Source organism: Bradyrhizobium sp. HKCCYLRH2047 (genome assembly GCF_051168175.1).
In the GTDB taxonomy this organism is placed as follows: Bacteria; Pseudomonadota; Alphaproteobacteria; order Rhizobiales; family Xanthobacteraceae; genus Bradyrhizobium.
Genome location: NZ_JBNPUM010000006.1, coordinates 361979 through 374674 on the forward strand (window position 1 = coordinate 361979; position 12696 = coordinate 374674).

The 12696-nt window shown below is 64.1% G+C and carries 10 protein-coding genes; 6 read left to right on the forward strand and 4 right to left on the reverse strand.

Features of this window, described 5'->3' with window-relative positions:
- Positions 1 to 224: 224 nt before the first annotated feature.
- From ACQR1D_RS17330 to ACQR1D_RS17345, 4 genes are read left to right on the forward strand one after another with little or no spacing between them, the layout of a single operon-like run.
- Entirely contained in the window at positions 225 to 1241 is a 1017-nt protein-coding gene (locus tag ACQR1D_RS17330; protein WP_315799911.1) for an amino acid ABC transporter substrate-binding protein, read from the forward strand.
- Between the two features lie 28 nt (positions 1242 to 1269).
- Entirely contained in the window at positions 1270 to 2475 is a 1206-nt protein-coding gene (locus tag ACQR1D_RS17335; protein ID WP_315799912.1) for an amino acid ABC transporter permease, read from the forward strand.
- 13 nt (positions 2476 to 2488) lie between these two features.
- A complete protein-coding gene (locus tag ACQR1D_RS17340) occupies positions 2489 to 4009 on the forward strand; it encodes an amino acid ABC transporter permease (protein WP_434893914.1) in 1521 nt (506 codons plus the stop codon).
- Positions 4010 to 4031: 22 nt separating this feature from the next.
- Positions 4032 to 4775, forward strand: a complete 744-nt coding sequence (locus ACQR1D_RS17345) for an amino acid ABC transporter ATP-binding protein (RefSeq protein ID WP_315799914.1) — start codon at positions 4032 to 4034, stop codon at positions 4773 to 4775.
- A 68-nt stretch (positions 4776 to 4843) separates the two neighbouring features.
- Here ACQR1D_RS17345 and ACQR1D_RS17350 read toward each other — a convergent pair whose 3' ends face one another.
- The 4 genes from ACQR1D_RS17350 to ACQR1D_RS17365 form a co-directional block, all read right to left on the reverse strand.
- Positions 4844 to 5878 carry a cysteine synthase A gene (locus ACQR1D_RS17350; RefSeq protein ID WP_316178672.1) on the reverse strand — a complete coding sequence of 345 codons (1035 nt, stop codon included), beginning with the start codon at positions 5876 to 5878 and terminating at the stop codon, positions 4844 to 4846.
- Positions 5879 to 5959: 81 nt separating this feature from the next.
- A complete protein-coding gene (locus ACQR1D_RS17355) occupies positions 5960 to 7192 on the reverse strand; it encodes a cyclopropane-fatty-acyl-phospholipid synthase family protein (RefSeq protein WP_316178952.1) in 1233 nt (410 codons plus the stop codon).
- 109 nt (positions 7193 to 7301) lie between these two features.
- A complete protein-coding gene (locus ACQR1D_RS17360; RefSeq protein WP_434846836.1) occupies positions 7302 to 8147 on the reverse strand; it encodes a DUF1365 domain-containing protein in 846 nt (281 codons plus the stop codon).
- Between the two features lie 7 nt (positions 8148 to 8154).
- Positions 8155 to 9468 carry an NAD(P)/FAD-dependent oxidoreductase gene (locus ACQR1D_RS17365; RefSeq protein WP_434893915.1) on the reverse strand — a complete coding sequence of 438 codons (1314 nt, stop codon included), beginning with the start codon at positions 9466 to 9468 and terminating at the stop codon, positions 8155 to 8157.
- 295 nt (positions 9469 to 9763) lie between these two features.
- On the opposite strand from ACQR1D_RS17365, the gene ACQR1D_RS17370 reads away from it, so the two are divergent.
- Both ACQR1D_RS17370 and ACQR1D_RS17375 read left to right on the forward strand, forming a co-directional pair.
- Positions 9764 to 11287, forward strand: coding sequence for an efflux transporter outer membrane subunit (locus ACQR1D_RS17370; RefSeq protein WP_434893916.1), 1524 nt, complete (start codon positions 9764 to 9766; stop codon positions 11285 to 11287).
- Positions 11277 to 12680 (forward strand): efflux RND transporter periplasmic adaptor subunit, encoded by a 1404-nt coding sequence (locus tag ACQR1D_RS17375; protein ID WP_434893917.1) that lies wholly within the window; start codon positions 11277 to 11279, stop codon positions 12678 to 12680. Before ACQR1D_RS17370 ends, ACQR1D_RS17375 begins: the two co-directional genes overlap by 11 nt.
- Positions 12681 to 12696: the final 16 nt, after the last annotated feature.

Sequence of the window (12696 nt, forward strand, 5' to 3'; positions counted from 1 at the left end):
CCCCTTGACCCGGACCGCCAGTCGTTCTGTGATGCCGGCGCAATTCGATCGCTGCACGTTGAGGGGCTTGCCGCGATTCCCGCTTCATCTCGCATGCACGGCTCCGTTGTGCATTGCGTGTGCCATATTCTTGGTATGGCGTTTGCAAAGGCGGATTCAGGTCGGCCCCATCTTCGCGCTGAGATTTCATCGCTCCCCAAGGACGACCGCGAAAGGCTGTATTTATGAAACGCGTCACTCTGGCTCTCACTCTTGCTCTCGCCCCGATGCTGGCGAGCGTCGGCGCCCAGGCCGAAACGCTCAAGACCGTCAAGGATCGCGGCATGCTCGCCTGCGGCGTCAGCCAGGGCCTGCCCGGTTTCTCGAACCCGGACGACAAGGGCAACTGGACCGGGCTCGACGTCGACGTCTGCCGCGCCATTGCCGCCGCGATCTTCAACGATCCGACCAAGGTCAAGTTCGTGCCGCTCTCCGCCAAGGATCGCTTCACCGCGCTGCAATCGGGCGAAGTCGACGTGCTGTCGCGCAACACCACCTGGACCCTGTCGCGTGACACCTCGCTCGGCGCGAACTTCGCCGGAATTACCTATTATGACGGCCAGGGCTTCATGGTGAAGAAGGCCCTCAAGGTCAACTCGGCGCTGGAGCTGAACAGCGCTTCGGTTTGCGTGCAGACTGGCACCACGACCGAGCAAAACCTCGCCGACTACTTCAAGGCCAACAAGATGAAGTACGAGGTGATCGCGTTCGCCGGCGCCGACGAGACCGTGAAAGCCTATGAATCCGGCCGCTGCGACGTGTTCACCACCGACGTCTCCGGCCTCTATGCCGAGCGCCTGAAGCTCTCCAATCCGGCCGATCATGTTGTGCTGCCCGAGGTGATCTCGAAGGAACCGCTCGGCCCGATGGTGCGCCACGGCGACGACCAGTGGTTCGACATCGTGAAGTGGACGTTGTTCGGGCTGATCACGGCCGAGGAAATGGGCGTCACCCAGGCGAACGTGGACGAGATGGCCAAGTCGGACAAGCCTGATTTCAAGCGCGCCTTCGGCACCGATGGCAATCTCGGCGAGCAGCTCGGCCTCACCAAGGACTGGTTCTCCCGGATCGTGAAAGCGGTCGGAAACTACGGCGAGATGTATGACCGCAACGTCGGCGCGGGCTCCAAGCTGCAGATCGCGCGCGGTCTGAACCAGCTCTGGAACAAGGGCGGCCTGCAGTACGCGCCGCCGATCCGCTGATCACTGCACGATAGCGGGGCTGCGGCGAATGAGTATCGAAGCGAGGTTACCGCCTGCGCAATATGGGCTTCGGCTGAAGCGCATGCTGGGTGGCAAGGCAGGATGGAACGGCATCATCCTGCAGATCCTGTTCGTCGCAGTCCTGGTGTGGGTTGGCTACGAGATCGTGGCCAACGCACGCAGCAACCTCGCCGCCCAGCGCATCACGTCGGGCTTCGGTTTCCTCAACAACACGGCCGGCTTCGACGTCAACCAGACCCTGATCAGCTACTCCGGCTCCGACAGCTACAGTCGCGTGCTGATCGTCGGCGTGCTGAACACGCTGCTGGTCTCCGTCATAGGTATCGTGCTGGCGACCATCCTTGGCTTTCTGGTTGCGCTTGGCCGCTTGTCACCGAACGCATTGCTGTCGCGAGTCTCCGGCGCCTATGTCGAGCTGATCCGCAACCTGCCGCTGCTGTTTCAGATCCTGTTCTGGTATCTTGCGGTGTTGGCGGCTCTGCCCGGACCGCGACAGAGCATCTCTCTTTTCTCGACCTTCTTTCTCAACAACCGCGGCTTCATCGTTCCGCGCCCGATTGAGGAGCCCGGCTTCATGCCGTTCGTGATCGCGCTCGGTGTGGCGATCGTGGTCTCGGTCGGTCTGCACTATTACGCGCGGCGCGAGCTGTTCCTCCGCGGCCATGTGATGCGGATCTGGCCCTGGGTGCTGGGGCTGCTGATCGGCCTGCCGCTGATTGCAGCGCTCGTGTTCGGCGTGCCGATTTCGTTCGAGGTACCGGCGCTCAAGGGATTCAACTTCGCCGGCGGTTCGCGCATCATTCCAGAGCTCGTCGCGCTGACCCTTGCGCTGACCATGTACACCGCGTCGTTCATCGCCGAGGTCGTGCGCGCCGGCATTCTGTCCGTGCACAAGGGACAGATGGAAGCGGGGCTCTCGCTTGGACTGAGCCGCGGCACCGTGCTGCGCCTGATCGTCGTGCCGCAGGCGCTTCGCGTCATCCTGCCGCCGCTGACGAACCAGTATTTGAACCTGACCAAGAACTCCTCGCTCGCGGTCGCTATCGGTTATCCCGATCTCGTGTCGGTGTTCGCGGGCACGACGATGAGCCAGACGGGTCAGGCCATCGAGATCATCGGAATCACGATGGGCGTCTATCTGGCGCTGTCGCTGATCACGAGCGCGATGATGAGCTTCTACAGCTGGCGGCTTGGGAAGAGACTTGGCGCATGAAGAGACTTGGCGCATGACCGACATCACGGCCTCAACCTTCATCCGTCAGGACATGGCCGGAGAACGCCCGGCGCCCATCAAGACGACGGGTTTCGTCGGCTTCGTCCGCACGAGGCTGTTGAATTCCCCGACCAATATCCTGCTCACTTTGGTGAGCGCGCTGTTGATCTGGTTCACCGTGATCCCGGCGGTCAAGTTCCTTCTGGTCGACGCGGTGTGGGTCGGCAAGGACCGCGAAGCATGCCTGGCGCAGAACGCCGGACATCCGGTCGGCGCCTGTTGGCCCTACATCTCGGCGAAGTTCGGCCAGTTCATGTACGGCTTCTACCCGGAGGCCGACCGCTGGCGCGTCAATCTGACCTATGTGCTGGCGGTGGTGCTGCTGGTGCCGCTGCTGATTCCGCGCCTGCCGGCGAAGGGATTGAACGCGGGCCTGTTCTTCTTCGCGCTGCCCGTGGTCGCGTTCTTCCTGCTCTATGGCGGTGGGCTGGAGGGCTTCGGCGTGAGCTGGACCACAGGCGCCCTCCAGGTGTTCGTCGAGAGCATCGATACGGCCGGTAACGCACTGGTGCGCGCCGGCGACAATCTGCCGGTGGTCGGCGTGCTGCTGTGGCTGCTCGGCAAGCTGGTCGTGCTGATCGGAACGCTCGCATCGCTCGTGATCTGGCCGCTGGTTTGGATCCGCAATGAGCTGCAGCAATCTCATCAGCCGGTGTGGAATGATCTCGCGCTCTCCGCGATCATTGTCACCGCGCTGGTGTTCTTCGTTGGCGGCGGGAGCAGGGCGCTGCGCAGCGTCATCGCCACGGCCGCGACCTTCGCCGGCATTGCCGTCGTCATTGCGATCATGGGCCTCGATCGCGGCGGCCTTCCCATCGTCGACACAAGGCTGTGGGGCGGAATGCTGGTGACGCTGGTCGTCTCGGTGATCGGCATCGTTGCGTCGATGCCGATCGGCATTGCGCTTGCGCTCGGCCGCCGCTCGACCATTCCACTGATCCGCATCTTTTCGATCGCCTTCATCGAGCTGGTCCGCGGCGTGCCGCTGATCACCGTGCTGTTCTTCGCCACCTACATGCTGCCGCTGTTCCTGCCCGGCAATGCCAGGGTCGATGGCCTGGTACGGGCGCTGATCGGCGTTGCGCTGTTCTCCGGCGCCTACATGGCCGAGGTGATCCGCGGCGGCCTGCAGGCCATTCCGCGCGGCCAGGCGGAGGCGTCGAGCGCGCTCGGCCTGTCCTGGTGGAAGACGACGAGCTTCATCGTGCTGCCGCAGGCGCTGCGCCACGTGATCCCCGGCATCGTCAACAGCTTCATCTCGCTGTTCAAGGACACCTCGCTGGTGTCCATCGTGGCGCTGTTCGACCTGCTCGGCAGCCTCAAGGCCTCGTTTGCCGATCCGGTCTGGGCGACGCCGACCACGGCCTTCACCGGCTTTGCCTTCACGGGGCTGATCTACTTCGCCTTCTGCTTCGGCATGTCACGCTACTCCCTGCTGGTCGAGCGCCGCGTCAACGCGCACCGGCGCCATTGAGCCAGAGATCATCGAGAGATCCATGACTGCAAATTCGATCGTCAGCATTTCCGCCCTCAACAAGTGGTACGGCGAATTCCACGTCTTGCGCGACATCAATCTCTCGGTCGGGAAGGGTGAGCGCATCGTGATCTGCGGGCCTTCGGGCTCAGGCAAGTCGACCTTGATCCGCTGCATCAACGCGCTCGAGGAATTCCAGGAGGGCGAGATCAATGTCGACGGCATCGACCTCGGTCCGAACCTCAAGCGCGTGGACGAGGTTCGCCGCGAGGTCGGCATGGTGTTCCAGAGCTTCAACCTGTTTCCGCACCTGACCGTGCTGGAGAACTGCACCCTGGCGCCGATCTGGGTGCGCAACATCCCGCAGAAGGAGGCCGAGGCGACCGCGATGAAGTTCCTGGAGCGGGTCAAGATCCCGCATCAGGCGCAGAAATACCCGGGCCAGATGTCGGGCGGTCAGCAGCAGCGTGTCGCCATCGCGCGCGCGCTGACGATGAACCCCAAGGTCATGCTGTTCGACGAGCCGACCTCGGCGCTCGATCCGGAGATGGTGAAGGAGGTGCTCGACACCATGGTCGATCTCGCGAAGGAGGGCATGACCATGCTGGTCGTGACCCACGAGATGGGCTTCGCGCGCGAGGTCGCCAACCGCGTCGTGTTCATGGACGCCGGCCAGATCATCGAATCGAACACGCCGCAGGAGTTCTTCGCCAATCCGCAGCATGCGCGCAGCAAGCTGTTCCTGAGCCAGATCCTGCGGCATTGATGGGGCGAATTGGGAGATGCGAATAGCGAATAGAGGTCGTTTCTCGTTCGCTACTCGTCTTTCGCGTCCTACATGAACGGCGGCTTGATCCCGCTGCGCTTCTCGAGCCAAGCCGGCACCGGCAGGTTCTTCGAACGCATGAACTCTGGATTGTACAGCTTCGACTGATAGCGCGTGCCGGAGTCGCACAGGATGGTCACGATGGTGTGGCCGGGGCCGAGCTTCCGGGCGAGCTGCACCGCGCCGGCGACGTTGACGCCGGTCGAGCCGCCCAGGCACAGGCCTTCATGCTGCACGAGGTCGTAGATCGTGTTGACGGCATCCTCGTCGGACACCAGGAACGCGTCGTCGACCTTGGCGGTCTCGATCACGGGCGTCACGCGACCGATGCCGATGCCTTCGGTGATGGAGTCGCCGGGCGTCGACTTGACGACGCCGTTCTTGAACCATTCGTACATGGCGAAGCCGTGCGGATCGGCGCAGGCGGTGACGATATCCTTGTTCCTGTCCTTCAAATAGCGGCTGGTGCCGGCAATCGTGCCGCCGGTGCCGACCGCGCAGATGAAGCCGTCGACCTTGCCGTTGGTCTGCTCCCAGATCTCGGGTCCCGTGGACTCATAATGCGCCTTGGCGTTGTCGAGGTTGTTCCACTGGTCGGCGAACAGCACGCCGTTCGGCTCGGTCTTGCGCAGTTCGTCGGCGAGCCTGCGGCCGACATGCTGATAGTTGTTGGGATTGCTGAACGGCAACGCTGGCACCTCGACCAGCTCCGCGCCGCACAGCCGTAGCATGTCCTTCTTTTCCTGGCTCTGCGTCTCCGGAATCACGATCAGCGTGCGATAACCGCGCGCGCTGGCGACCACGGCCAGACCGATGCCGGTGTTGCCGGCAGTGGCCTCCACCACGAGGCCGCCCGGCTTGAGATCGCCACGTCTCTCGGCCTCCAGGATCATCCACTTGCCGGCACGGTCCTTGACCGACTGGCCCGGGTTCATGAACTCGGCCTTGCCGAGAATGGTGCAGCCCGTCGCCTCCGAGGCGCGCTTGAGCTTGATCAGCGGCGTATTGCCGATCGCCGCGACGACGTCGTTATGAATGGTCATTTTGCAGATACCGTAGGAGTTTCCTCGAGCACACTTAAGAGGACCCTAGCCTGATATCCAGGGGAGCGTAAGCCGGCTGGATCAGCCCCCTGATTTCGCAAAGACCACCTGGCGAACATCGATGTTCCCAGAGAGGAAACCTGCTTCGCAGTAGGACAGATAATATTCCCAGAGCCGCCTGAAGCGCTCGTCGAATCCGGCGGGCGTGAGGTCAGGCCAAGCCTCTCGGAAGTTATTTCGCCAGATCGCCAGCGTTCTGGCATAATCTTCCCCGAAGATGCGCTCGCGGATGACGGGTATGCCAAAGCGGTCGCCGAGCGACTTCAGGATCTGCGGTGTTGGCAACATGCCCCCCGGGAAAACGTAGCGCTGGATGAAGTCGACCTCGCGGCGATAGTGCTGGAACAGGCTGTCCTGGATGGTAATGGCCTGGACACCGGCCAGTCCGCCCGGCAGCAGACGGTCTCGCAGTTGCGAGAAATACTTCGGCCAGAACTGCTCGCCGACCGCCTCGATCATCTCGATCGAGGCGATACGGTCGTAGCGGTCGCGCTCGTCGCGATAGTCCTGCAGGCGGATCTCGACTTTCTCGGCGAGCCCGGCCTCGTGGATGCGGCGCTGTGCAAAATCGCGTTGCTGCTGGCTGATCGTCAGCCCAACGACCTTGGTGCCGAACGTCTTGGCGGCATATTCGGCAAAGCCGCCCCAGCCGCAGCCGATCTCGAGCAGCTTCTGCCCGGGCTTGAGATCGATCGCCTCGGCCAGCCGCTTGTACTTGTTGGTCTGCGCAGCGGTGAGGTCGGTGGTGTGCTCCTCGAACAAGGCCGAGGAATAGGTCATGCTCGGATCGAGCCAGGCCGAGTAGAACGAATTCCCGATGTCGTAATGGGCGTAGATGTTGCGCTTCGCCTGACGTTTGGTGTTGCGGTTGAACCAGTGCCGGACCAGCTGGGCAAACCGGATCAGCGGCTTGTCTTCCAGCATCGACTGCAGCAGGTGCTGGTTGACGCAGAACAGATAGAGAAACTGCGTCAGGTCCGGCGTATCCCAGTCGCCGTTCAGATAGGCTTCGGCGATGCCGATGTCGCCGCCATTGAGAAGGCGCGATGCGAAGCCGTAATTGGCCAGGATCATTGCGGCGGCCGGCCCGGGCTCAACGCCGCCGAGCCGGATCACCCGTCCGTCCGGCAGGGTCACGTCGAGCGTGCCTTTTCGCAACCGCGATCCGAAGCCGAGGGCAAGGCGGGGCAGGCGGGGAAGATCGGCAAGCACCTTGTCGATGGTATCAGGGGTGACTGGGATGACGTCCGGCATGGCAGGTCCACTCACGCAAACGGCTCCAGCCCACGTCCCCGTCGGCTGGCCGGTGTGGCACCTGTGCGGGCAGGGAATCACGGACGCAGAGCGAGCCGGCCGTTTCCGGTCAGCGTCGTGATATATAAGCGTGGCTGCCGTTCCCCGCCAAGCCGGTATTGGTTCCAGGGCCTGCAATGATTTCGCCGCGCGGCACGAGCCGGACGCCTTTGGCCCACAGCCGCAGTGCCTCCCAATGGATCGCGGCGAAGATTTTGACAGTCACCAGCGGGAGCGAGACGAAGGCAGCGAGCAGGGAGCCGGACGTCAGCCCGCGACGACGGCCGGAGAAGGTTGCAGCGAGCAGGGGCCCGTCGGCGCCAGTTTCCAGAATCCGCAACTTGACCTTGTCGCCCGGCGGCATGATGCGGAAATGGTAGCGCATCGCCATGTCGATGAACGGCGAGACGTAGAAGGTCTTGTCCTGCGTCTGGCGCAGCCCTGCCGCGGACAGCTCATTGGGCCTGACGGGCAGCACATAGGGCTTGATCTCGCCGAAGGTGTTGCGGACCTCGTAGATCATCAGCGCCAGGGTGCCGTCGCTGCGATGGCAGAAATAGACCGACAGCGGATTGAACACGTAGCCGAGCAGCCGCGGATAGCACAGCAGCAGCACGCGTCCGCCGCTGAGATCGATCCCTTGATCCGCCGCACAGGTCTGCGCATAGGCCAGCAGCGACGAGCCGTCGCGCGGACCGTGGTCGGCCTCGTGGAAGCTGTAGAGCGCGCGCCGATTGACCCCGAACAGCGGTGTCTGCCGGTCCGCTTGGTCGAGCCGGCCGAGATCGATCAGCAGGCTCATCACGCGATACTGGAATCGATGCGTGGTGGGCCGCATGCGGGCATGCATGACATCTCCGACATAGAGCGCGGCCGCTTCCATTCGATCATCCGGTCCCGAGTGATCCATGCCCATATCGCGCCTATTCCGCAGCCTCGGCGAGCTCGGCTGGAAACCCGCGCCATGGCACGCTCGCGCCGAGCGCCTCTGCCACGGCGAGACCCGAGCGCAGCCCGTCCTCATGGAAGCCATAGCCGGTCCAGGCCCCGCAGAACCAAGTATGGCGCTGCCCCTGAATCGCTGCCAGACGCTTCTGCGCCGCAAAGGCGGCAGCCGTATATTGTGGGTGCTCACAGATATATTTGCCAAAGGTCAGCTCCGGAGCCGGAGCGAAGGGTGGGTTGAGGCTGACGAACAGCGGCCTGGCGTCGTCGATGTCCTGCAGGTTGTTCATCCAATAGGTGACGGCGACATCGTTCATGGGAACGCCCTCACGCTGCCAGCGCAGGAAATTCCACGAAGCCCAGGCGCGGCGGCGCTTCGGCATCAGCCTGCTGTCACGGTGCAGATAGATCGTGTTGGGCGAATATTTGATCGCACCGAGGATGCCGCGCTCCCGCTCGTCCGCGTCGGCGAGCATCGACAAAGCCTGGTCGCTGTGAGCGGCAATCACCACATGATCGTAGCTGTCCCGACGCCCGCTGCTATCTTGAACGATGACGCCGTGGGCGGTGCGTTCGATGCGGGTCACGGCGCTGCCGAGCCTGATCTGGTTGCGGAAGCTTGACGTGAGCTTCTCCACGTAGCGGCGGCTGCCGCCCTTGACGGTGCGCCAGACCGGGCGGTCATATTGCAGCAACCTGTGATTGCTGAAGAACGCGACGAAGTTCTCGGCCGGAAAGTCCAGCATCTCGGATGCCGGGGCCGACCAGATTGCGGCCCCCATCGGCGCCAGATAGTCGGTCAGCAGGCGCGGCGCGAAATGGTTGCGGCGGAAATAGTCGCCAAGCGTCAGGCCCTCGAGACGACCGGCCTTGAAGTCCGCTGTACTCTGCTCGTTGAAGCTCAGGATGTCCCTGAGCATCCAGAGATAGGATGTCGACAGCAGGTTGCTCGGCTGCGCGAACAGCCCCTTGGCGGTGTCGAGCCAGGTGTTGCCGCCACCTTTCCATTCGAACCGGCCGGCATCCGCGGTGACGGCAAAGCTCATGCTGCTGTCGACCGTCTCGACCCCCAGATGATCGAACAAGGCGGTGAGCTCAGGATAGTTCAGCTCGTTGTAGACGATGAAGCCGATGTCGACGGAGACCGGAGCGCCGTCATAGTCGATCGTCACGGTGTGGCTGTGGCCGCCCGGACGGAGATCGCGCTCGTAGACGGTGATCGGATAACGCTTCGCCAGGGACCAGGCCGCGGCGTTACCCGCAATACCCGTTCCGACCACCGCAACTCGCATGAATGCCCCCTGAAGTTCACGTGCAAGTTACGGAGTCCCCGCCAAAGGGTTTCACGGGCGCGCTCGCCGCGTCACACCCCGCCTAAAACGGCATTGGACAGATGAAATCTTGGTAAGGCGGCAGCCATGGCCCGGGGCCGCGTCTGCACGAAACTCTGCTGATTTACGGGAGATTTGTCGATTCGGCGGACTTTATCGGCACCATCGCTGCCGGGGAGACGGGGGCTGCAGGGCTGTCCGGCGCCGTGGGCTGCGGCTAGAATGATTCCCAAGACTACAGGGAAGCATCACGCCAGTGTCCACCGTGCCGATTGCCGTCGACGAGCCTTGCCGCGCGTCCGCTGACCCGCGGATCGTTGCCGGGAAGCGGGAGAATAGCGCTCCGGCGGGCCTGCGGCATTTCGTCCGCTGGATCGCCGCGATCGGCCTGGCGGCAAGCTCGGCCGGCTGCCTGCTGACGCAGGATATTCCCGACCCGGCCCTCGACATGCCCCGGCGCTACAAGGCGGCGTCCGGTTCCGATATGGCGGCGCCACCGCCGCTCGATTGGTGGCGCGGCTTCGGATCACGCGAGCTGACCCAGCTGATGGAGGAGGCGCAGACCGTCAACCTCGATATAGCCGCTGCTGTGGCCAGGTTCAGGCAGGCCGATGCGCTGGCGCGGCAGGCCGGCGCGGCGCTGCTGCCGAGCCTGTCGAGCACGGGGCAGGAGACCTATTCGCGCACGTCCGGGTCGAGCTCCAGCGGGCTCACGAATGGCGGCCGCGAGGTCGTCAATTACCAGGCCTCGCTCTCTGCGAGCTACCAGCTCGACTTTTTCGGCCAGAATCGCGACGCGCTGCAGGCGGCCGAGGAGACCGCGGTGGCCAACCGCTTCGACCGCGACGTCACGCAGCTGACGACGCTCGCCACCGTCGCCAATGCCTATTTCCAGGTGCTGGCCGCCCAGGATCGGATTCGGACGGCGGAGCGCAACATCGCCAGCGCCACGCGTGTGCTCGATGCCATCCGCGAGCGGCAGAAGGCCGGCACCGGCAATGATCTTGACGTCGCGCAGCAGGAGAGCGTGCTCGCCAATCAGAAGGCGGCGGTACCGCCGCTGCGCCAAACGCTCGATCAGAACGTCAATGCCCTGGCCGTGCTGGTCGCGCGATCGCCCGAAGGCATTCGGGTCAGTGGCGGCTCGCTCGACCAGATCAGGACGCCACGCGTCACGCCCGGTCTGCCGTCGGAGATCCTGACGCAGCGTCCGGACATCCGCCGGCAGGAGGCCCAATTGGCATCAGCCACCGCCAATGTCGGCAGCGCGCGGGCGCAGTTCTTTCCGAGCATCCAGTTGACCGGAAATGGCGGCTATCAGAGTGCAGCGCTGACCTCGCTGTTTCAGCCGCATGCGGCGTTCTTTAGCCTCGCCGGCAGCCTGACCCAGCCGATCTTCGACGGCGGCCGGATTCTCGGCAATTTCGAGAATGCCAAAGCGCGCCAGGATGAGCTGCTGCAGACCTACCGCAAGACCGTGATCCAGGCCTTCACCGACGTCGACAATGCGCTGTTCTCGATCAAGCAGACCACGATCAGGCTTCAACTGCAGCGCCAGGTCGTTACCGCCTCGCGTCGTGCGTTCGAATTGTCCGAGCAGCAACTGCGCGCGGGAACTGCCGACATCGTGACAGTCTTGAATACGCAATTGACGCTGTTCCAGGCCGAGGACGCGCTATGGCAGGCGCAACTGGCGCGCCTGCAGGCGTTCGTGAGCCTCTATCAGGCGCTCGGCGGCGGCTGGGAGCCGCGCATGGAGAAGTCGGCCGATGCTCTTTAAACCGGACGAGAAGGGAGCAGGGGGAGTGAAGCGCGCGCGGTCCAGCGTGGCGCGGCGGCTGGTGTCGATCACGATCACGCTGCTGATCCTGGGCGGCCTCGGCTATATCGGCTGGTCGGCGATGCAGCAGAAGCAGCAGACCAATAACCGCTTCGCGCGGCCCGACCTTCCCGTTCCGGTCCTGGCCGCCTCGCCTGCCATCAAGGACGTGGCGGTCTATCTCGACGGCGTCGGCTCGGTCCGCGCGCTCAATACCGTCACGGTTCGCTCCCAGGTCGACGGCAAGCTGATCGCCGTCAATTTCGTCGAAGGGCAGGACGTCAAGAAGGGCGACGTGCTCGCCGAGATCGATCCGGCGATCTATCAGGCGCAATACGACCAGGCCGTCGCCAAGAAGGCGCAGGACGAGGCGCAGCTCGCCAACCAGAAGCTCGACCTCGCCCGCTACGAGCAGCTCGCCGCCAGCAATGCCGGCACCAAGCAGCAGGCCGATACGCAGCGCGCGGTGGTGGCGCAGCAGCAGGCGCTGATCAAGGCGGATCAGGCCGCGATCGACAATGCGGCGACGACCTTGAGTTACACCAAGATCGTGGCGCCGCTCTCCGGCCGCGCCGGTCTGCGCCAGGTCGACCAGGGCAACATCGTTCATGCCTCTGACGCGACCGGCCTCGTCGTCATCACGCAGCTGCAGCCGATCGCGGTTCAGTTCAGCCTGCCCCAGCAGCAGATCATGCGCGTCAATGCGGCCGCCGCCAAGGGACCGCTCGCCGTCGACGTGTTCGGCAATGACGGCGTCACCGTCATCGACACCGGCATGTTGCGGGGCATCGACAACCAGGTCGATCAGACGACGGGCACGCTGAAGCTGAAAGCCGAATTCCCCAACGGCAAATTCCAGCTCTGGCCAGGACAGTTCGTCAATGTCCGCCTCGAGGTCGAGACCCTGTCGCAGGCGATCACGGTGCCGACGTCGGCCGTACAGCGCGGGCCGGCAGGTACGTTCAGCTACGTGATTGGCGAGGGCGACATCGTCTCCGCGCATCCGGTGGCGGTCGTGCAGCAGAATGAGAGCGAGGCCGTGATCGCGAGCGGCTTGAGCCCCTCTGACCGTGTCGTGACGACAGGTTTTGCCAACCTCGCCGAGGGCGTCAAGGTGGTGGTGGGGCGCGTCGAGCAGACGCCGCAGGCCGATCTGGCGCCACGCAAACGCGGCCGCAATCCGCAAGCAAAGGATCAGGGCAAGGGCCAGGCGAAGGAGGGCGGAGCGCCGCCTGACGGCGCGCCGAAGGACGCCGAGCGGCGTCGCGGGCCTCAGGCCGCCGGCCAGACCGATGCCGGTGCAGCGCCCCAGGGAGGCAGTGAAGCAGGTCGCGGCGCGAAGGCGCAGCCATGACGCGACCGCAAGAGTG

What these genes read in the sequence shown, in the direction of transcription:
- ACQR1D_RS17330 (WP_315799911.1), top strand. Translation starts at nt 225, where the DNA reads ATGAAACGCGTCACTCTGGCTCTCACTCTTGCTCTCGCCCCGATGCTG.
- ACQR1D_RS17335 (WP_315799912.1), top strand. Translation starts at nt 1,270, where the DNA reads ATGAGTATCGAAGCGAGGTTACCGCCTGCGCAATATGGGCTTCGGCTG.
- ACQR1D_RS17340 (WP_434893914.1), top strand. Translation starts at nt 2,489, where the DNA reads ATGACCGACATCACGGCCTCAACCTTCATCCGTCAGGACATGGCCGGA.
- ACQR1D_RS17345 (WP_315799914.1), top strand. Translation starts at nt 4,032, where the DNA reads ATGACTGCAAATTCGATCGTCAGCATTTCCGCCCTCAACAAGTGGTAC.
- ACQR1D_RS17350 (WP_316178672.1), bottom strand. Translation starts at nt 5,878, where the DNA reads ATGACCATTCATAACGACGTCGTCGCGGCGATCGGCAATACGCCGCTG.
- ACQR1D_RS17355 (WP_316178952.1), bottom strand. Translation starts at nt 7,192, where the DNA reads ATGCCGGACGTCATCCCAGTCACCCCTGATACCATCGACAAGGTGCTT.
- ACQR1D_RS17360 (WP_434846836.1), bottom strand. Translation starts at nt 8,147, where the DNA reads ATGGGCATGGATCACTCGGGACCGGATGATCGAATGGAAGCGGCCGCG.
- ACQR1D_RS17365 (WP_434893915.1), bottom strand. Translation starts at nt 9,468, where the DNA reads ATGCGAGTTGCGGTGGTCGGAACGGGTATTGCGGGTAACGCCGCGGCC.
- ACQR1D_RS17375 (WP_434893917.1), top strand. Translation starts at nt 11,277, where the DNA reads ATGCTCTTTAAACCGGACGAGAAGGGAGCAGGGGGAGTGAAGCGCGCG.